The following is a 19,288-nucleotide window of genomic DNA, read 5'->3' on the forward strand; positions in this document are numbered from 1 at the left end:
AGGCGCGGAACTCATCGAGGCGCGGGAATAAAATCCCATTCAGACGCCGGATAGATTCAAGCAAGCCAACTTATCGTCAAAATCGGTGTTGCAAAAACGGGAGTGACCATAGATTCCGTTTTCTGAGACGACCACAGATCAGAAAAGACTGTGCAGCCGACTCTTGATATTCCGTGCAGTCACCTTCTGAAAATGACAGGCGCGGCACGGGAATCAAGGCATTGCGATTCTCGAAAATAGTTCTTGAAATTCTATTCTTGATTGCATATCATCTCAACGAGTTTCGATAAGAAAGGATGCGCATGCGACCGTCTGTTGTGCTTGACATGAAGCGAAGCGCAGTGCGTGAAGCGGTAGGCCGCTTTCGCGCCGCGAACCCGCGCGTCTTCGGCTCGGTGCTGCATGGCACCGACCGGGATGGCAGCGACCTCGACCTGTTGGTCGATGCGCTGCCCGGTGCCACGTTGTTGGACTTGGGCGATTTGGAAGAAGAACTGAAATCGCTGCTCGGCGTTGACGTCGATCTGCTGACTCCCGGCGACCTGCCGCCGAAGTTCCGGGCCAAGGTGCTCGCGGAGGCGCAACCGATATGAGCGAGAACCGCCTGCCCGATTACCTCGACCACATTCAGCAGGCCGCAACCGATGCGCGCAGCTTCGTGGAAGGGATGGCCAAGGACGACTTCTTGGCCGACAAGCGCACCCAGCAGGCCGTCATCATGAGCCTGATCGTCATCGGCGAGGCGGCCACAAAGGTGATGGATGGCTACGTCGAGTTCACCCAGGCGCATGCCGACGTGCCGTGGCGCAGCATGCGCAATATGCGTAATCGCATGGCTCACGGCTATTTCGACATCAACCTCGATGTGGTGTGGGAGACGGTACAGGAATGGCTGCCGGCGTTGCTCCAGCAATTGCCCGCCGTGCGTCAGGATGCCGACGATGAAGACCGTAACGACAACTGTGAAAGAGGGATCTCCGATGACTGTTGAATCGAGAATATTTTCTGTAGCCGAGTATGTTCAGCCGTCCGAAGGCGAGCCTATTCGTTCCGTTGTGCTTGAAACCCGAGACTCAATTATCGTGGTTTGGCATGTCCATCCCGGGCAGGAAATTGCGGCTCACATTCATCCTCACGGCCAAGACACGTGGACTGTTTTGTCGGGAATGGCTGATTACTTTCAGGGCAATGGGATTGTTCGTGCCCTCAGGGAAGGTGAGATAGCCGTGGCAAGACCGGGCCAAGTGCACGGGGCGCGAAATACAGGTACCGAGCCATTTGTGTTAGTCTCGGTTGTGGCATCAGCCAATGCCGGTTTCGTATTGGCTGAGCGATAGAGCCCAATCTCTGGAGTTGGTCCAATGAGCGGTCGGGGAGATAGGTAACAGACATGCAGCGGACACGGCTGCTAAACCAGGTCGCAAACCTCCTTGCGTCGCAGCGTGCCGCAAGCGACGCGATCAATCGAATGGGGTCGGCATGAGACTGAACACCATCCAGTTCCCGACCGCGTAGCCGCCTGTCCTGCCGATCAGGTCTTGACCATCGACGCCTGGGATCAGTCCTGAATGTTCTTGGAGACCACTACGTTATGAGCCGCAGCCGCCGCAAAACACCCATCGTCGGGCACACGACCTGCGGCAGCGAGCGCGAGGACAAGAAGCTCTGGCATCAGCGCTGGCGCACCCGTGAGCGCACGGCGCTGACCAGCGCGTCGCCCGAAGCCCTGAGCGCCCATCTGCCCCTGCTGGAAAACCAGGCCAGCAGCGTCTGGTCGATGGGCAAGGATGGCCGCTCCTACTGGCCCGTCAAGCGCCAGGCCGCCACGGCGGATCGCATCGCCAATCACAAGGGACGCAACCCGCAAGAACGCGCCTCCCTGAAAAAGCGCCTGCTGCGCAAGTGGATGAGCAAATGAAGCTCTCCTTCCATCAGCACATTGCGCTGTTCTGGATGATCGGTGCTCCGGGCGTCTTCGCGCCCGTGATCGAGAACGCCAAGCGGCCCGATGCCGGCGCCGTCATGGCGTGGGGTGTCGCGATCGTGGCGGTGATGATCCTCTTCACCCCTTTGCTGCTGCGCTGTCCACCATTCCGGCGCTGGTATGGCCGGACGGATGCGCTGTCGGAGCGGCAGCGCCAGGCGCTTGCCGAGCGCGGCCTGCGCCGCTACTACCAGACCGCTTTCGATGACGGCTACGTGCCCCGCGTGATGCCCTACGTGTGGCGCATCATCTGGACGGTCGGCGGGTTGATGGCTGTGACCGCCGTACTGCCTACCAACACCGGACGGCCAGCCTTCGATGCCTTGGTGGTCTTCTCGACCTGGTATCCGATAGGCGTGATGCTGCTGGTTTTCGCGTCGAGGCCCCTTGGCCGGTTGATTCGCCAAAGAGCACAGGAGCGGCGGAAATGAGCACGTCAACCATCGAGGCGCTGGCCAGCGCCTGGGCAAGGATTGCCGAGGAAGCGGAATTCCCCGCTGACTACGAGGGGACTGCCACACCACAAGCGCATCGGGCTAGCGAAGCTATTCAGGAGCAGATTCGGGAGCGCATCGTCGCCACCAACGACATGCGGCTGTTCAGCCTGCTGCACCTGCTGAGTCAGGCGTCGCTGCGCATGGAGCAAGCGCTGTGGCCGGAGGATTACGAGCGGATGACGCGCGAGGTTGAGGAAGCCCTGCGGCAAGCCACCGACGCCAACGCCAGATCGTACACCCACGAAGAAGTGATGCAGGCGATGCAGGAACGCATCGACCGGGCGCGAGACAAGCCATGTTGATTGGCTATGCGCGCGTCTCGACGCAGGATCAGAACCTGGAGCTGCAACGCGAAGCCTTGAGCAAGGCCGGATGTAAAAAGGTCTTCGAGGACAAGGTGAGTGGCACGCGGGCAGACCGGCCTGGCTTGGCCAAGACGCTCGAAATGCTGCGCGAAGGCGATACTTTGGTCGTCTGGAAGCTCGACCGGCTGGGCCGGTCGGTCAAGCAACTGGTCGATCTGGTCGGCGATCTGCACAAGCACGGTGTCCAGTTCAGGAGCCTCACCGACTCCATCGACACCGGCACACCATCCGGGCGGTTCTTCTTCCACGTCATGGCGAGCCTTGCCGAAATGGAGCGCGAGCTGACCGTCGAGCGCACCCGCGCCGGGCTGGAAGTCGCCAAGCAGCTCGGCCGCAAAGGCGGCCGCAAGCCGAAGATGACCGACAGCAAGATCGAGTCGGCCAAGAAGCTGCTGGCCAGCGGGGTGCCGCCCAAGGACGTGGCCAAGAACCTCGGCGTGTCCATTCCGACGCTGTACCGCTGGGTGCCAGCCTCCACGCACGCTTAGCGTGCTTTATTTAATGAGATGGTCACTCCCTCCTTCCCGGTACTATGCTGAGGACAGGCTTTCATTCGGAGAACTATCATGGAAAACATTGCGCTCATTGGTATCGATCTGGGTAAAAACTCTTTCCATATTCATTGCCAGGATCGTCGCGGGAAGGCTGTTTACCGTAAAAAATTTACCCGGCCAAAGTTGATCGAATTTTTGGCGACATGCCCCGCTACAACCATCGCAATGGAAGCCTGTGGCGGTTCTCACTTTATGGCACGCAAGTTGGAAGAGTTGGGGCATTCCCCAAAGCTGATATCACCACAATTTGTCCGCCCGTTCGTTAAAAGCAATAAAAACGACTTTGTCGACGCCGAAGCTATTTGTGAAGCTGCATCGCGTCCGTCTATGCGTTTTGTGCAGCCCAGAACGGAATCTCAGCAGGCAATGCGGGCTCTGCATCGTGTCCGTGAATCCCTGGTTCAGGATAAGGTAAAAACAACCAATCAAATGCATGCTTTTCTGCTGGAATTTGGCATTAGCGTTCCCCGAGGAGCTGCCGTTATTAGCCGACTGAGTACCATTCTTGAGGATAATAGTTTGCCTCTTTACCTCAGCCAGTTATTGCTGAAATTACAACAGCATTATCACTATCTTGTTGAGCAGATTAAAGATTTGGAATCCCAGTTGAAACGAAAGTTGGACGAAGATGAGGTTGGACAGCGCTTGCTGAGCATTCCCTGCGTCGGAACACTGACAGCGAGTACTATTTCAACTGAGATTGGCGACGGGAAGCAGTACGCCAGCAGCCGTGACTTTGCGGCGGCAACAGGGCTTGTACCTCGGCAGTACAGCACGGGAGGTAGGACGACATTGCTGGGAATTAGTAAGCGAGGTAATAAAAAGATCCGAACTTTGTTGGTTCAATGTGCCAGGGTATTCATACAAAAACTGGAACACCAGTCTGGCAAATTGGCCGATTGGGTCAGGGATTTACTGTGCCGGAAAAGCAACTTTGTCGTCACTTGTGCTCTGGCAAACAAGCTGGCCAGAATAGCCTGGGCCCTAACGGCACGACAGCAAACTTATGTAGCATAACGGCAGAAATACACCGGTTTAAAGAATTACTGATCTGGTTTTGCGAATACTGATATTGATGATACTAACGGCCCACCGGCCTGTTGAGGAACCTGTAAAACGGAAAGGCTCATTGAAGCCGTATATTTTCTGGAGGTTCATCAGGCGCGGAACTCATCAAGGCGCGGGAATAAAATCCCATTCAGACGCCGGATAGATTCAAGCAAGCCAACTTGTCGTCAAAATCGGTGTTGCAAAAACGGGAGTGACCATAGATTCCGTTTTCTGAGACGACCCCTGATCGGGCTGAATGAGCAGGAATTTCCTGGCGGCAAACCCGATGATGTTTACAGCGTTCGCACATCGATGAACACCCCTCCGGCCGAAGAGGAAATCGAGGAGGAACGTCGGCTGTTTTATGTCGGTATCACTCGCACAAAACAGCAGCTAAATCTGGTGGTCCCTCTTGATGAAGGGCTTGCGCGGTGGCTCAAAAACCGCTGGGATAGCACCCCGAAGAAGTCACCGATAGCTACTCGCTTCGTCTATGAGGCTGGCTGGACTGCTTGTGCGGTTACCAGTGATGCGATCTATAACAGCACGGTAGAGAAACAGAAGGCTGACTTCAGCAAGTTTCACCAATGGTATCTAAGAGATCTTCAGCGGCTAAAAGTCTAGGGCTACCGATACTTTTCGATTTCAGACAGGTGCTCGTTATCCAGATCAATTGTGGCTTTTCTTTCAGAAGCGAGCTTCTTCGCTCGCTTTGCATACTGAAGCCCCTTGGCTGGCTGCTCTCCGCGTAGGATCTGTTCAGCCTGCTTGCTCGTGCTGTGCCCCAGAAAGCGTTCGTACTGCTCGTCAGATACCTCAGTGCCGATCAGTCGTTCGATCCAGCCGCTTTTCGGCGGGTAACTTACGCCCAGCGCAAGCAACTGCCTTTTCTGTACCCACTATTTCCGGCGCGGCCGGCTTCAATCAAGGCTTTGGTTAGAACTACAGCCATTTGGGGACTCTCATACACAAACCTGAACCATGCGGGTCTGATTGGCGGTCAAGATAGCAGCGCATCGAAATCAACACTGAACTCTGCTTCTAAGAACTCAATCGTGGCTGGTTGGCTATCGAGCGATGCTTCCCGTGTAGACTCCAGTGCGCACTCCAATCGACGCAGCAGAGTAAACGGCAAAATGATCTTGCCGAAGTCGGTATGCTTGAAATCCCCCCCCACAGGTCTTCCGCGTTCTTCCAAATGAAATCAGCTTGCGAAGCAGCCGAACCTACGAACTCTGCCATCTTGGCCTCCAACCAACTTTTGCACGAAACGGCACATCTTCCAAAAGAGGGTTGTCAACCAAGTTTTGCACAAAACGGACTTTGATCCATTTCTAACTAAAATCTACAATCCAACCTCAGATTGCAAATAGCCTATGTTTATTACAGATGGTATGGTTCGTGTTTTTGTTTATTCGATGGCAACTGTACTCTTTCTGCCGCTTGGCTTGTTGAAAAGCACGTGGTGGTTTTCACCATTGTTTGCGATAGCTGCTATTGATTACTTAATGTTTCTGCGTCGACAAGGCTAGTTGCTGAACCTCATACCTCAGAGCAATCTGTATGTTTTTTACACCACTGGTTAAAAGGTCAGGCTACGTTCCTGACGTTTTTTAAAAAACAGTTTTATGTTTGATGCGTTACTGGTCTGTCTGGTAACCCAGTGGTACATTACCATTATTAAGGCTGGCTGGCGGTGGTGCATCATGCTTAAACGACCCTCTCTGAGCGTACTTTCCGACAGTCCTGTGCACCGCACCACTTACCCGGCAGGCCTATGTCTTGGTTATTCTTCGTTGTACCTTTTTCTTCAGCTTTATCCCTGACATGTCTGTCTGAACAGTTCTAAGCAAACCGGAATGTTGTCATGGCCAAAGTACAAGGGCTCTTTGTTGGATACCGAAAATTCGCTGTTGATCGCGACTGGCTTCGTCAGCAGGAAGAACAACGTTATCGGGATCGCCAGCGACAATTTGATGAATGGTCCAGGAAATGGGTCACTGTAACCAGGCTCAAAGAGACTCGTTTATGGACTGACGGAGCCATCAGGCGATGGTTGGGTGAACCTCAGCAGCAGGGTAAATATAAAGTTTTCCCCGTTGAAGCGGTTTTGGCTGCTGAGAAGTTGAATGAGTTTCGGCTCTGGCTTAAACCCCGACTGGAAAAGAAACGTGCCCAGCACCACCACTTTTTAATTCCATTTCTGTAAAGTAGAAACAACGGCAGTTCCGGCCGCATTCAAGGCTTCGGCATCTGGTCAGAAATAAAGCGCCATTTTTCAGTATAAGGGAGGTTAGATAGTGGAAGGTATTGAGACACTGAGTTTGCAGCTTGATGAGAATGAAACTATGGCCCTTGCTCAATTAGTTAAACGTCTGAGCTGGAGCGATCTTCGTGGCTGTGCTGTGAGTGACGAAGAAGCCTGGGTAATGAAAAGCGCAATTGAAAAATTACAACAGGCGTTAAGGGAAGAAGGTTATGCGCCTCGATGAGGCTGGCTTCGTTCTTTATTCCGATAACAAATTTGCTTAAGGACTAACTATGAGCCAGCACTGGTATGAGGTGAAAAGCAATCAGGGAATTGTTCAGGTGATTGTTGGGAGAAGATATTAATGTAATGCGTTTCTGCATTACATCAAGCAGATTAGCTTTTTCTGGTCAAAATAGACGATGTGATTTTTCTTTAGCCGAAGTCCATCCGCTCCCCACGCAACCGGTAAAGGTTCGCAGGTTTAATAAAGATAGGTTTCGTATCTCCCTAAGGGTGGGATAGGTAAACTCATAATGGCATCTGTGTTTACTATGTAAGTATTCGGGTAAAATTCATCTAATACAGTAAAGTTTAGTTTCTTACAAAAGCTTAATAAATATGGGTTTTTCACGTCTTCTATTACAACATCGCACCAGGGATTCGATTCACAGCAAAGCTTCAGAAAAGACTTAAACCATCCCTTGTTTTGTATTTCTTCCGGAAGCCGTACCACATGTATGGTCAGACAATCTCCATGATAACGATTAGTACTTTGTCTAAGCCCTACAACAATCCCCTTTTCTTGAATCTGTACACCTGCCTGATGCTCTTTCATGTCGGGCGTATAGTGCCTTGCTCTGTTTAACCAGGCCACCAGCTGCTGAGCCGTACTTGGTGATTCTTCAGCTATCCATTTCAGGTACTTGATGCGGTCCATATGCGCCTCCCTGTACGATTTCCAATGAACAAAGGCTCTACAGTATTAAGCTGCTGTAGAGCTCATTCAACCAAGCTCAAACTGTGCGTATTAAAGGATGCCTAACCTTTTTGTTTCATCGATCCACGGTCTGAATTCTTCCAGTAGATTATCATATAACTTTTCATCGCTAATCGAACCGAAATCATCCATGGCAAAGAAGTGGGTGTTATCAACCCGGCGGTCAGTAAAGTCATCCAGATTTTTGAGGATACCGTAGCTTGAACCACCCAGGCCGACAAACTTCCAGAAGATGGGGTAGTTGGCAGAACGCCGGATTGCATCTTTAATCGCCCGGGTCTTGCTGATCCCGCCATCGGTAATAAATACAACATACACCGGGATTTTCGAGTCCTTAAAGTAGTCGACTATTTCTTCCATCACAGGAGGCTCGTTGTTTGTCCCTCCGAGGCCCGGCAGGTTCTCCCAGGCTGAACGCTTTCCAGCCCCGCGAATGGACTGAATATATGTGTCCAGGTTGTCCAGTGTGACGTTTGGATACTTCTTATGCTTCTCTCCAAATCCCCAGACATCCATTTCACCGTCGTCGTCGAACTGGGCGGCAAGAACGGCGATGCGGTCCAGCACAGACTGAACGTTACCCTTACTGAACTGGCCACTCATTGAGCCGGATGCGTCAAGTACAAATGCAACCGCTGCCTCAAGGGTGTCCAGTTTATTTTTAGTAAGACTGACCGAGGCTTTTTTAGCGAGGCTTACAAGGCGCGGAGATCTGGTTTCCAGTTTCTTTTCCAGACTGATACGAGCAGGCTTTGCTGGCTGCGGAGCTGGCTGTGCGACATCAACGCCATAGCTAATGGCCAGAGGCTCAAGACCACCGTTGAAACCCTGCCCGAGCGCACGAAGCTTCCAGGCGCCATTGTGCCGATATACTTCACCCAGGATAATTGCTTTCTCACTGCGGCCCTGAGTCTCAGCCTGGAACTCAGCGATTCCTTGAGCCTGCATGCTCAACGAACTGAGCCCACTGATGGTATCTTCACCATCAATGACAACTGTGATTGCAATTTTACTGATGTTCGCAGGAACACGATCCAGTGCTATCTCAATGCTGGACTGCTGAGAACCGGTAACGAGCTTTACTGCCCCTTCAGGAGAAGACAGATTATTGTAAAAGATAAAGTCAGAATCGCCGCTGACCTTTCCCTGAGCATTAAGCAGGAACAGGCAGGTATCGGGTTCGCCTTTAAAGCCGGATTTGGTAGGGTACTGAAGATTCAGCCTGATCGCAGATTGCTGAAGTGGTATGTTTTGTCCGGATTGTAGATTCACATTAACTCTCCTGATTTTTGATTATTTTAAAGCGCAGCGTTTATATAGGTTCCCCTGGCTTAGTTCAGGACGCTGGATTTCTGGTGAGGCGTATATATGGTGTGACACCATATTTCATCACGTTGAAGTTTCTATACCTGTTGAATTGGAATTTCCATTGGTCGGGTATTTTATCTTCCAGAACCCGTGCCTTCATAAGTCGCAAACGTAACATATATCAGAGGGGCATGCTGTTGATATAAGGCACGGAATACAGGCTTTAACCAGCAACCAGAGAAAAATCCGTTTCCTGCCTTTAAAAGGCTCACGTCAGAATTAACATCTCTCTGCTTTCTGAGATTCCCGAACCCTTTCTGCCCCCCCCCTCCTGATAGCGGATCGCAACCAAAAAAAACCCCGGCATTGCCGGGGTATGATTCAGCGTTATTTTAGATGTTAACGCCGTGCTGGGAGGCAAGAGCCGCCAGGCCACCGGCAAAGCCCTGACCGACAGCTTTAAACTTCCACTCAGCGCCATGACGATACAGTTCACCGAAGACCATAGCGGTTTCGGTTGAGGCATCTTCAGACAGATCGAAACGGGCAATTTCCGTGCCGTTGTCGTTGTTGTAAACGCGCATGAAGCTGTTGCTCACCATGCCGAAGTTTTGTTTACGCGCTTCTGCATCATAGATGGTAACGGCAAACACCAGTTTTTTGATATCTGCTGAGACTTTGGTCAGATCGATTTTGACCTGCTCATCGTCGCCGTCGCCTTCACCGGTACGGTTGTCGCCCTGGTGCTCTACCGCGCCATCAGGGCTGGTTTTGTTATTGAAGAAAATGAAATGCGCATCTGACAACACTTTACCGTCTTCGCCTACTGCGAACACGGAAGCGTCCAGGTCAAAACCCTGACCATCGGTTACACGGGCATCCCAGCCTAGGCCAACCATAGCAACATTCATGGTTGGTGCTTCTTTGGTCAGAGATACATTGCCGCCTTTTACGAGAGAAACTGCCATTTTTAGCTCCTGCAAACAGTTGAATGAGGGCTGCATTAACAGCCCCGGGTAGAAAAGTTACTTTTTGATCAGGACGCGTTAATGCCGTACTGAGCACATACAGATGCCAGACCACCAGCATAACCCTGACCTACTGCGCGGAATTTCCACTCACCATTGTGGCGATACAGCTCGCCGAACAGCATGGCAGTCTCAGTGGACGCATCTTCGGTCAGATCGTAGCGAGCAACTTCAGTCTGGTTATCGTCATTAACCAGACGAATAAACGCACCGGATACCTGACCAAAGCTCTGGCGACGAGCCTGAGCATCGTGGATGGTCACAACGAAGATGATCTTGTCAACTTCAGACGGGACGGCGTCCAGTTTAATTTTCAGCGATTCATCATCACCATCGCCCTCACCGGTGCGGTTATCGCCGGTGTGCGTTACGGAACCGTCGGATGACGTCAGGTTGTTATAGAAGATGAAATCTGAATCGCCGCGCACTTTGCCGTTTGAGGCCAGCAGGAATGCTGAAGCATCCAGGTCAAAGTCCTGACCGTCTGTTGAACGCGCATCCCAGCCAAGGCCCACCAGGACGTTTTTCATTGACGGAGCTGCTTTACTTAGGGAGACGTTCCCGCCTTTGGAAAGAGAAACACTCATAAAATAACCTCTTCGATTAGTAATTGTTCAGGTTAACACTTAAGGGGATTAACTCCCCTTTTCCTCAGATTCAGGTTTGCCCGGGAACATGACGCTTGCGAGAATGCCCAGCGCCAGTACACCCAGTACAACATACAGGCTGGTTGTTGCCGCGATGCTGTAACCATGATGCCAGATGTGATCGGTCGCATTCAGGCCGAGTTTTGCCGCGATGAAGAACAGTAGCACGATAACGGCCTTCTCCAGATGAACCAGGTACTGTTTCAGTGCCTCAAGGACAAAGTACAGAGTACGCAGGCCCAGGATAGCAAACATCATGGCACTATAGACGATAAGCGGTTCACGACTGACGGCAATGATTGCCGGTACCGAGTCAAACGCGAACATTACGTCCGAGAGTTCAACCACAGCCACACACAGGAACAGCGGGGTCGCATACAGCGCCGCTTTTTTACCACGGCCAATGGTGACATCGCTGTTTTCTGGTTTCGCCAGTTCAGCATCCACTTCCTTCTGGTTAAGCAGGAAGGCATGCCCTCTGAGCTTCGGCCAGATAGGGAAGAAGCGTTTAACCATGCGGTAAGCCAGATGCTGGGAGTAATCCTCAATTTCATCATCGTCATCACCGCTTTTAAGCATCATGACCGCTGTCCAGGCAACGATAATAGCGAAGACAACTTCAACATACGGCCCCAGACTCAGCAGGCTCGTACCGATGGCGACAAAGATGCCCCTGAAGACAATGGCACCAATGATCCCCCAGTAGAGAACACGGTGGCGATAACGATCCGGAACGGCGAACCAGGAGAAGATGGCCATCATGACGAACAGGTTATCGACCGACAGCACTTTCTCCAGCGCATAACCCGTGACAAACAGACTGGCAACCTCAGCACCGTGGTGGATATAGAGGAAACCGGCAAATGCCATCGCAACCACAACCCAGAATACGGACCAGAGCGCCGCACTCTTCAGCGAAATAGGCTTGTCATCACGGTGCATAAACAGGTCAATAAAGATGGCACCGACTGAAAGCGCAATAAAAACAATGACCGTTTCAGTCGGGAAGCCGATGTGTGTGGAAACCATATTTTACCCTTAGGGATGTGGATCAGAGGCCAAATTCAGCCGGGTCGAAGCCCAACGCGATAGCGATCTCGCGGGAGGCCAGTTTCTCGTCCTGATCGAAGTTACCGTCACTTTTCGCAACGGCAATACCAACACGTAAGGCCAGCTGAGCGGCCTCAGGCTGATCTTTCAGCGCCAGGATGTATTTCATGGTTTCGCCCTTGCCGATTTCAACATCGAAATCGAAGCTTGAAACCAGTTTATTGAAGAACTCAATCACCTCATTGGTATCGAAGACCTTCAGCTCTTCTGAAGAGCGCAGAAAGCCCATCATTTTCTGCTTTTCTTCCGAACTTACGCCGTCACTCGATACGGCAATACGGGCACATACAGCAACGGTGCCCTGCATGAATTTTTTGTTTTTGAAACGGCCAACCTGGCGGGTCAGTTCGTCACGGCCTGAGTTAATGGCACCTTTAACTTTGTCGAAAAAGCTCATACCTGTTTCCTTTGTTGCTGTGTTATTTAGAACCGGCGCTCCAGCGAAATCCCCAGCCAAATGCCCGGTCCATTTCGTCCTGGCCTTTGAAGTACTGGTTAATTCGCTCGACTTTAATTGCGCCGTTTTCGTTTACGAGTCTGGCAATGGCGCACAATGTGCGACGGTTTTCACCTTCGGTCAGGCGGGTCTCAATGGGCGGTTGATCCGGCACATGAATGGTGACCACACCATCAGTCTTGTCCCAGCTGGGAACACCTTCATAAATAAAGGCGTAAATCAGCACTTCGCGGATATGCTTCCATTCACGTCCATTGATATGCAGCCACTCGCCGTCTGATACATCACCCGTCCGGTCATCGCCCTTGAGCTGAACATACGGTTCATCGCGATAATCACCGAATGCATTACCGAGCGCCTGAATGACCGATTTATACCCGTCCTGAAGCTCAACAAAGGCCCCCAGATCCAGGTCGATTCCTTTGGAGCCGAACATGCCTGCAAAGCCTGATTTGCCGCTGCCCCGGTGCCAGTTCAGGTTGATCCGGATTTCACCGAAGTTATCCCGTTTGGTCAGGCTGATTGCAGGCTTCTCTTTTGTCAGCGATACCTTGCTCAGGCTGATTTTTGTCTCAACTGGCGGAGGGGTTACAACCGGAGGAGTCGGGGCTGCGGGAGCCGGTTCGTCGGCAATATTTACGCCGAAATGCTCTGCCAGCGGTTTAAGTCCACCGTTGAACCCCTGCGCAACGAAGCGGAATTTCCAGTCATTATTACGACGGTAAAATTCACCCAGAATTAAGGCTGCTTCCTGACGGCCGCTCAGTTCGACACTGCCGCTAACCAGGCCGGTAGCCCCTTGCTCCACGTCGATGGAAAGATTACGAAGACCGGACACCGTCTGCCCACCGTCACAGGTCACGGTGAACGCAATTTTCTGGACATCAGGTTTCAGCCGGTTGAGCGCGACAGTAAAGGTTGAGTACTGGCCTTCACTGACCAGGCTGACGGTACCATCATCGTTACGTGGCTGACCATAAAACACCATGTCCGCATCACCCTGCACCTTCCCGTCGGCATACAGGCGAAACGCCGAAGCATCCACCTGGCCGCCCGAGGTGATCCGGACCCGCAACTCCTGGGCTGGAACGGGGGCATTGCCCCCCGGCGTCAGGTTCATTAGCGAATAACCGCTGAAACGATATCGGAGTGCATATCGTCAATTGTGCGGCCGCGACAGGCATGGCCAAGGGCGGTAAAGTCCCAGTTGCCGTTATTACGGCGCAGCGAAGAAATAACGATCCCGGTATGTGAGCCCTGCTCAGTCAGCTTGTAGCGAGCCAGCTCTTTGCCGGTTTGATCGACAACGCGGCAGAACGCGTTTTCGACGTCATTGAACGACTGACCACGGAAGCTGTTTACCGTAAACGCCAGGTATTCAACGTTTGCAGGCAGTCGGGAGAGGTTGACATTAATCACCTCATCGTCACCGTCACCTTCACCGGTCAGGTTATCGCCACTGTGCACAACAGCGCCGCAGGTGGATTCCAGTTTGCGGAACCAGATGGTGTCAATTGTTTTACCGGTGCTGTCCATTAATACGCAGCCAGCATCGAGATCGATTGAGTCGTTGCCTCCAAACAATCCTCCAAGAAGACCTTTTTTCTTAACCGGATCCCAACCGAGACCGAAATGAAGCTGGCTTAATGCAGATGATTCTTTGCTGAGTGATACCGTCTGGTTCTTAACTAATGAAACCATGTTTTATTCCTTAAAATGGTAATGACCGAGACAATCAAAGGTATATTTAGTAACTGACGAAGAAAATCATATCATGATGAAGTTCTCTGACAAGGGAAATTTTGGTAGTTTTCTGTAAAAACACAAAAAGAAATCCTTTTCAGGGTGTTAATTTTCTAAGTTTAATTTAAATATCAATGTGTTATCAGGAATCCAAAAAACCTGACGCACTCCATAACCACAGGAGTTATAAATCATATTATGATTGACATGTAGCTTAGACACTCATAGACTCACTTCTCAATCATAAATTTGCATGGCGTTCCGGATAATTAAAAAAAATGAACAAGAAAATTTGGTTTATGGAAGGTTTATCCTCCCAGCGAGATATTATTCAGGGGGTAAAATCATTTGCAAAAAAAAATAATTTTGCCATTACCGTTTTTGCCTCCCACCGTAACGAAAGAAATGAAATCCTTTCCGTTGCCGACTATTCTTTGACTGAACCTGAAGATCCTCAAAAACGTCTTCAGTTTATCCAGGAAACCATTCAGTCCTACGGCATCCACCATATTCATACTGGCCGTAACAGCCAGTGGTTTGAAGAACACCGTTCAGCCATTGAATCGACCGGTGCCACCCTTACTACCGGTGCAACGGGCGTCGACTGGTTAACTCTGGCTGACGAAAAAGTTACTTTTGCTCAGTTTATGGAGCAAAAGGGTCTCCCGGTCGTACCATCCTGGCGGGTGAATACGCTGGCAGAATTAAAAACACACCTCGCGGCCCCGCCGTTCACTGACAGCCCGGTATGCGTGAAGCCGGTGACGGGTATCTATGGCATGGGATTCTGGCGCTTTGATGACAGTGCTTCGCCTATGGCCGTCTTTAATCATCCCGAACATCGTCTGGTCAGTCCGCAACAGTATATTGCAGCAGCATCAGCTGCTGAGTCGTTTAAACCCCTTGTTTTGATGCCGTACCTGCCAGGCCCGGAATTTTCCGTCGATATCCTCGCGGATAAGGGCGAAATACTCGCAGCCGTGGGACGCCGTAAGGAAGGGGTTATCCAGTATCTGGTAAACGAAGGAAGCGCCTGGGAACTGGCGTGTGACTGCGCCAGGGTTATGAAGGCCGACGGGCTGGTGAATGTTCAGACGCGAAACGATGTGAATGGCAACCCGGTGCTGCTTGAAACCAACATGCGTCCGTCAGGGGGGGTGGGTTATACCCTTCACAGCGGGGTGAACCTTCCTGGGTTATTTGCTGCCTTTAAGCTCGGTCTGATGTCTGAAGATATGGTGCGCCAGAGCGCTAAAAACACCTTTTCTCCGGTTGCGGTGAGATCCATTACGGATGTAATTGCATACCCGGAATCACTCTCTAACCTTCTGAATTAAGGCGTATTTATGTCTGATATCCTCGAAGATATGATTTATCGCCGTACCCTCTCATGCGGTACGATTCAGGTAACCCGCGACCAGGGTGAAGTTTCGCTCGATGACCTGTTTGACATCGCTGAAAGACGTAACCCGAAACGCGCCTTTCTGTTTGTCAGCAAAGTACTCGGCAGGCACATTCCCGTGCCACCCTCAGTCATGCGGCAGGCCTACAGACAGCTTGCCAGCCAGTTCCCCTCGACACTGACAGGACCCGTACTGTTTATCGGTATGGCTGAAACCGCCGTTGGGCTTGGGGCCGGTGTATTTGATGAAGTGCGCCACCAGCATCCTGAATCTGTCTATCTGACCTCTACCCGTCACCCGGTTGATGGCACGTTGCTTTGCGAGTTCAAGGAAGAACACAGCCACGCCACCGATCATCTGATCTATCTGCCAGATGATGAAGAGAAAAGACGTCGTGTTACCAACGCACGAACGCTGGTTTTGATTGATGACGAGGCAACCACCGGTAATACCTTTATTAACCTGCTTTCAGCCCTGCGTAATACCGGCAAGCTTCAACATATTGAACAGGTTATAGCCGTTACGCTTACCGACTGGAGTGGCAAAGCCTTGTCCGAGCGCAGCACCTTACCAGTCACTTCGGTTTCTCTTGTAAGCGGTAAGTGGGGATGGACCCCATTACCTGATGCACCTGTCCCGGACATGCCGAAAGTCAACGTAACTTCACGAGGAGAATGGGACATCCAGGGAAAACAGTCCTGGGGCCGACTGGGGATGCTCGCACCTGCGGCCGATCTCGGCCATGAGGTCTCCGTCCACAAGGGGGAACGTATTCTGGTTCTCGGGACCGGGGAATTCGTCTGGGAGCCGTTCCTGCTTGCTGAACGGCTCGAAGCTGCCGGAGCACAGGCATTTTATGGATCGACCACCCGCTCCCCTATCGCCGTTGGTTATGCCATTGAGTCCGCCATTTCCTTTACGGATAACTACGGGCTGGGCATCCCCAATTTTGTCTATAACGTCGCCCACCAGCAGTTTGACCGCATTCTTGTGTGTACTGAGACACCCGCAGAAAGTATTGACACGCAGCTTCTTAAAGCGCTGGCTGAGGTTGCGGCCGTCGTGGAGATTGTTACCTATGAATAAACCCGTTGTTCTGAGCGACCTTGACGACACGCTCTTTCAGACCCGTCGTAAAATGGTGGACGAGCTGGCCCTGGAGCCATTCCGTACCGGTGCCGTTGATCGCACCCTGAATCCACGAAGCTTTATGACGGAAGAACAGTCCATGTTGGTGGACTGGCTCCTGGAGCAGGCTGAACTCATACCCGTTACCGCACGGGGAACTGAAGAAATCAGCCGCGTACGGATCCCTTTCCACTCCTGGGCAATCACCACTCACGGGGCCGTCATTCTCACGCCAGAAGGCAAACCCGACGAGGAGTGGAAGGCCCATATGCTCGGCCAGCTGGCTCCCTATCAGGAAAAGCTGACATCGATGCAGCGTCTGATCACTGAAATGATGGACGCAAAAGGGATCAATGCCTGGGCAAGGCTGAACTTCGAATACGGTGAAACGGCGGTTTATATGGTGATGAAGCACCGCGACAGCACCCGCCTTGACGAGCTCAATGCCATTGCAGATGAGATAGAAACGGTGTTTCCGACCGAGGGCTTCTACATCCACCGCAACAGTAATAACGTGGCCTGGCTTCCCACCGCGGTTGAGAAAGGGCTGGCAGTCAGATGGCTTCTTGAAAAACTTCGGGCTGAACGCGGAGTCTTCCCCGTAATTGGTCTGGGCGACAGCCTGAGCGATCATCGTTTTATGAAACTGTGCAGCTGGTTTGGCATCCCGCGTCAGAGTCAGTTTGCAGATGCCATTTCACAGCGAATTTTTGGAGAAAATTAAAATGCAGCCACATGACACATTTACCGGCTCATACCAGCCCGGTGACGTGGAATTTCTGCTAAAGCCGGTAGTCATTGAGATGACGCCGGTTGAGCAAAAAGAAGAGCTGATTCAGTCAGGGAAGAAACATTATTCGGACATGCTCAGTCAGGAGCCAGCGCCAACACAATGGCATCTTGATTTGTTTCACCGGGCGCTGGATCGGGGCGCAGAGAGACTTGCAAAAGAAGTCACACAGCTCGCTATTGCTCTGGCCGAACGCTTCGGTGATGAGCCCATTGTACTGGCCAGTCTCGTCAGAGCTGGCGTGCCGCTCGGCGTTATGCTGCACCAGGCCCTGCGTGACATGGGGAAAACCTCATGGCATTACGGTATCAGCATTATCCGGGATCGTGGAATTGACGGTGCAGCCCTCGACGTCATTGAAGAGCGCCATGGTACCAGCGGTATTGTCTTTGTTGACGGATGGACAGGTAAAGGCGCAATTACCGGAGAGCTTGTACGCGCACTGAAAGATCGCCCGGGCTATCCTGAGCAGCCGCGACTGGTTGTCCTGGCCGATCCCTGTGGCTGCTCCTGGCTTGCAGCCAGTGATGATGACTGGCTCATTCCTTTTGGCATCATGGGTGCGCCGGTATCAGGCCTGATCTCCCGGTCAGTATGGTCCTCTGAAGGATTACATGGGTGCATGGTTTGCGAGCATCTCAGTGAATTCGAATGCAGCCGGATGCTTGTCGATACCGTCGCCCATTTCCGTAAGAAGTTAACCCCGTCATCCCTCGCTACCCTGAGCTGGAATATGGAGTCAGCCCGGGTCTTATGGCAGACAAGTCGCGACGTTATCGCGTTCCTGGCCGATGAATTTAAAGTGGACAGCGTCAATCGTATTAAACCCGGTATTGCTGAAGCAACCCGGGCTGTATTACGTCGGGTACCGGACCATGTATTTGTGCGTTCTATTGACGACCCGGACGTTGCCTTGCTTGTAGGGCTTGCTCGTGAAAAGGGAATAGTTGTTACAGAAATGGGGGGAACCCTCGGCCAGTATCGGGCTGTAACCATTATCAAGAAGGTACTCTGATGAAAAATCGTCTTTCTCCCTGGAATCTGGGAGCCACGCTATACATGCCTGCAACACGGGAAGATATTGCTGATGCCGTCCTGCACGGGAAAATCCCGGGTTTGCGCTCTCTGGTGATTTGCCTGGAGGATGCTGTCAGTGAAGCAGACATCCCCATCGCCCTCAAAAATCTGGAGCACCTGCTGCACGAGCTCAGTAACAGCATGCGTAGCCTGGGTAAAAATGACTGGCCTCTGGTGTTCATTCGCCCCCGGCATGCCGACATGGGCAGATGGTTAAAAGCGCATTATGATCTTTCCGCTGTCGATGGGTTTGTGTTGCCGAAATTTACCCTCAGTTCGTTAGCTGAATGGTGGGATATCATGGGCGGGACTCACCTGTGCATGATGCCAACGCTGGAAACAGAAGACGTCTTTGACGTGGTTCAGATGCGCGAGCTGGCCACTCGCCTGGTGGAACATCCCTGCCACGACCGCATTATTGCGCTTCGAATCGGCGGCAACGATCTTATGAACGTTGTGTCGCTTCGCCGCCCCCGGGACCTGACGCTGTATGACAGCCCGATGGGCTACGTCATCAAAATGCTCGTTTCAGTCTTCGGCCCGCGTGATTTTGCCCTGACCGCGCCCGTATGTGAGCATATTGACGATCATGCCGTTATGGCCAGAGAGCTGGCTCTTGATATGGCACATGGGCTTGTTGGGAAAACGGCCATTCACCCGGGTCAGATAGAGGTCATTCAAAACGCGCTGATGGTCACTCAGGGTGAGTATTCTGACGCTCTGCGGATCCTGAACTCTACCCAGGCCGTGTTTAAGTCGCAGGGAGCAATGTGTGAACCCGCCACACATCGCCGCTGGGCGGCTGGCATTCTGGACAGAGCTCGTTTTTATGGGTTACAGAACGAGCAAAGCGCTGATGGAATCAGATTACTTACCGTGACCCAGCATCATTAAGGAAA

Annotated in this window: 25 protein-coding genes and 1 pseudogene; 16 read left to right on the forward strand and 10 right to left on the reverse strand. The window is 52.0% G+C overall.

Annotated features, from left to right (window positions below; translation table 11 throughout):
• The first annotated feature begins 302 nt into the window (after positions 1 to 302).
• The 9 genes from ACJBF3_RS21425 to ACJBF3_RS21465 all read left to right on the forward strand — a co-directional run bounded on the left by ACJBF3_RS21425 (position 303) and on the right by ACJBF3_RS21465 (position 5,074).
• Positions 303 to 593 (forward strand): nucleotidyltransferase family protein, encoded by a 291-nt coding sequence (locus ACJBF3_RS21425; protein WP_001247892.1) that lies wholly within the window; start codon positions 303 to 305, stop codon positions 591 to 593.
• Positions 590 to 991: a DUF86 domain-containing protein gene (locus ACJBF3_RS21430; protein WP_001293886.1), complete on the forward strand. Its 402-nt coding sequence runs from the start codon at positions 590 to 592 to the stop codon at positions 989 to 991. The genes ACJBF3_RS21425 and ACJBF3_RS21430 overlap by 4 nt, the downstream gene beginning before the upstream one ends.
• Positions 981 to 1,337 (forward strand): cupin domain-containing protein, encoded by a 357-nt coding sequence (locus ACJBF3_RS21435; protein ID WP_000215515.1) that lies wholly within the window; start codon positions 981 to 983, stop codon positions 1,335 to 1,337. Before ACJBF3_RS21430 ends, ACJBF3_RS21435 begins: the two co-directional genes overlap by 11 nt.
• Before the next feature lie 254 nt (positions 1,338 to 1,591).
• Positions 1,592 to 1,918 carry a hypothetical protein gene (locus ACJBF3_RS21440; protein ID WP_003100858.1) on the forward strand — a complete coding sequence of 109 codons (327 nt, stop codon included), beginning with the start codon at positions 1,592 to 1,594 and terminating at the stop codon, positions 1,916 to 1,918.
• Complete coding sequence (locus tag ACJBF3_RS21445; protein WP_003100856.1) at positions 1,915 to 2,415, forward strand: hypothetical protein; 501 nt, start codon at positions 1,915 to 1,917, stop codon at positions 2,413 to 2,415. The genes ACJBF3_RS21440 and ACJBF3_RS21445 overlap by 4 nt, the downstream gene beginning before the upstream one ends.
• A complete protein-coding gene (locus ACJBF3_RS21450; protein ID WP_021243030.1) occupies positions 2,412 to 2,783 on the forward strand; it encodes a hypothetical protein in 372 nt (123 codons plus the stop codon). Before ACJBF3_RS21445 ends, ACJBF3_RS21450 begins: the two co-directional genes overlap by 4 nt.
• The gene (locus ACJBF3_RS21455; RefSeq protein WP_003100847.1) at positions 2,777 to 3,334 is read left to right on the forward strand and encodes a recombinase family protein; all 558 of its coding nucleotides are present in this window, start codon (positions 2,777 to 2,779) and stop codon (positions 3,332 to 3,334) included. The genes ACJBF3_RS21450 and ACJBF3_RS21455 overlap by 7 nt, the downstream gene beginning before the upstream one ends.
• A gap of 78 nt (positions 3,335 to 3,412) precedes the next feature.
• Entirely contained in the window at positions 3,413 to 4,417 is a 1,005-nt protein-coding gene (locus ACJBF3_RS21460; protein ID WP_000427623.1) for an IS110-like element IS4321 family transposase, read from the forward strand.
• 285 nt (positions 4,418 to 4,702) lie between these two features.
• Positions 4,703 to 5,074 (forward strand): 3'-5' exonuclease, encoded by a 372-nt coding sequence (locus ACJBF3_RS21465; RefSeq protein ID WP_223259313.1) that lies wholly within the window; start codon positions 4,703 to 4,705, stop codon positions 5,072 to 5,074.
• 2 nt (positions 5,075 to 5,076) lie between these two features.
• Here the strand turns inward: ACJBF3_RS21465 and ACJBF3_RS21470 are convergent, their stop codons facing one another.
• Positions 5,077 to 5,331 carry a hypothetical protein gene (locus tag ACJBF3_RS21470; RefSeq protein ID WP_000880375.1) on the reverse strand — a complete coding sequence of 85 codons (255 nt, stop codon included), beginning with the start codon at positions 5,329 to 5,331 and terminating at the stop codon, positions 5,077 to 5,079.
• Positions 5,332 to 5,471: 140 nt separating this feature from the next.
• Positions 5,472 to 5,692: pseudogene (locus tag ACJBF3_RS21475) on the reverse strand (type I restriction-modification system subunit M N-terminal domain-containing protein); the annotation flags it as partial.
• Positions 5,693 to 6,317: 625 nt separating this feature from the next.
• On the opposite strand from ACJBF3_RS21475, the gene ACJBF3_RS21480 reads away from it, so the two are divergent.
• The gene (locus tag ACJBF3_RS21480; RefSeq protein ID WP_001151572.1) at positions 6,318 to 6,659 is read left to right on the forward strand and encodes a hypothetical protein; all 342 of its coding nucleotides are present in this window, start codon (positions 6,318 to 6,320) and stop codon (positions 6,657 to 6,659) included.
• 91 nt (positions 6,660 to 6,750) lie between these two features.
• Positions 6,751 to 6,942 (forward strand): hypothetical protein, encoded by a 192-nt coding sequence (locus ACJBF3_RS21485; RefSeq protein ID WP_000398479.1) that lies wholly within the window; start codon positions 6,751 to 6,753, stop codon positions 6,940 to 6,942.
• 240 nt (positions 6,943 to 7,182) lie between these two features.
• Here the strand turns inward: ACJBF3_RS21485 and ACJBF3_RS21490 are convergent, their stop codons facing one another.
• The 8 genes from ACJBF3_RS21490 to ACJBF3_RS21525 form a co-directional block, all read right to left on the reverse strand.
• Positions 7,183 to 7,638, reverse strand: a complete 456-nt coding sequence (locus tag ACJBF3_RS21490; RefSeq protein WP_000374058.1) for a hypothetical protein — start codon at positions 7,636 to 7,638, stop codon at positions 7,183 to 7,185.
• A 90-nt stretch (positions 7,639 to 7,728) separates the two neighbouring features.
• Positions 7,729 to 8,970, reverse strand: a complete 1,242-nt coding sequence (locus tag ACJBF3_RS21495; protein WP_001053340.1) for a VWA domain-containing protein — start codon at positions 8,968 to 8,970, stop codon at positions 7,729 to 7,731.
• Between the two features lie 428 nt (positions 8,971 to 9,398).
• Positions 9,399 to 9,974: a TerD family protein gene (locus tag ACJBF3_RS21500; protein WP_000301247.1), complete on the reverse strand. Its 576-nt coding sequence runs from the start codon at positions 9,972 to 9,974 to the stop codon at positions 9,399 to 9,401.
• 68 nt (positions 9,975 to 10,042) lie between these two features.
• Entirely contained in the window at positions 10,043 to 10,621 is a 579-nt protein-coding gene (gene terD / locus ACJBF3_RS21505; RefSeq protein WP_000116680.1) for a tellurium resistance membrane protein TerD, read from the reverse strand.
• Between the two features lie 48 nt (positions 10,622 to 10,669).
• On the reverse strand, positions 10,670 to 11,710 hold the full coding sequence (terC, locus tag ACJBF3_RS21510) for a tellurium resistance membrane protein TerC (protein WP_000255079.1): 1,041 nt from the start codon (positions 11,708 to 11,710) through the stop codon (positions 10,670 to 10,672).
• A 22-nt stretch (positions 11,711 to 11,732) separates the two neighbouring features.
• On the reverse strand, positions 11,733 to 12,188 hold the full coding sequence (locus ACJBF3_RS21515) for a tellurite resistance TerB family protein (RefSeq protein WP_000007449.1): 456 nt from the start codon (positions 12,186 to 12,188) through the stop codon (positions 11,733 to 11,735).
• A gap of 22 nt (positions 12,189 to 12,210) precedes the next feature.
• Positions 12,211 to 13,368 (reverse strand): TerD family protein, encoded by a 1,158-nt coding sequence (locus ACJBF3_RS21520; protein WP_001054786.1) that lies wholly within the window; start codon positions 13,366 to 13,368, stop codon positions 12,211 to 12,213.
• Entirely contained in the window at positions 13,368 to 13,949 is a 582-nt protein-coding gene (locus tag ACJBF3_RS21525) for a tellurium resistance-associated protein TerZ (protein WP_000254137.1), read from the reverse strand. Before ACJBF3_RS21525 ends, ACJBF3_RS21520 begins: the two co-directional genes overlap by 1 nt.
• 320 nt (positions 13,950 to 14,269) lie before the next feature.
• Here ACJBF3_RS21525 and ACJBF3_RS21530 point away from each other — a divergent pair, with 320 nt between their 5' ends.
• The 5 genes from ACJBF3_RS21530 to ACJBF3_RS21550 are packed head-to-tail and all read left to right on the forward strand — an operon-like array spanning position 14,270 to position 19,283.
• Entirely contained in the window at positions 14,270 to 15,328 is a 1,059-nt protein-coding gene (locus ACJBF3_RS21530; RefSeq protein ID WP_012695441.1) for an ATP-grasp domain-containing protein, read from the forward strand.
• Positions 15,329 to 15,337: 9 nt separating this feature from the next.
• Positions 15,338 to 16,480, forward strand: coding sequence for a phosphoribosyltransferase domain-containing protein (locus ACJBF3_RS21535; protein ID WP_001280115.1), 1,143 nt, complete (start codon positions 15,338 to 15,340; stop codon positions 16,478 to 16,480).
• Positions 16,473 to 17,246 (forward strand): hypothetical protein, encoded by a 774-nt coding sequence (locus ACJBF3_RS21540; RefSeq protein ID WP_001040058.1) that lies wholly within the window; start codon positions 16,473 to 16,475, stop codon positions 17,244 to 17,246. The genes ACJBF3_RS21535 and ACJBF3_RS21540 overlap by 8 nt, the downstream gene beginning before the upstream one ends.
• A gap of 1 nt (position 17,247) precedes the next feature.
• Positions 17,248 to 18,327 (forward strand): cysteine protease StiP family protein, encoded by a 1,080-nt coding sequence (locus ACJBF3_RS21545; protein WP_001585166.1) that lies wholly within the window; start codon positions 17,248 to 17,250, stop codon positions 18,325 to 18,327.
• Positions 18,327 to 19,283, forward strand: a complete 957-nt coding sequence (locus ACJBF3_RS21550) for an HpcH/HpaI aldolase/citrate lyase family protein (RefSeq protein ID WP_031942304.1) — start codon at positions 18,327 to 18,329, stop codon at positions 19,281 to 19,283. The genes ACJBF3_RS21545 and ACJBF3_RS21550 overlap by 1 nt, the downstream gene beginning before the upstream one ends.
• The last annotated feature ends 5 nt before the right edge of the window (positions 19,284 to 19,288 follow it).

Origin of the sequence: Enterobacter sp. PP-008-ECC_S150 (assembly GCF_045257065.1) — a bacterium.
GTDB classification, from domain to species: Bacteria; Pseudomonadota; Gammaproteobacteria; order Enterobacterales; family Enterobacteriaceae; genus Enterobacter; species Enterobacter chengduensis.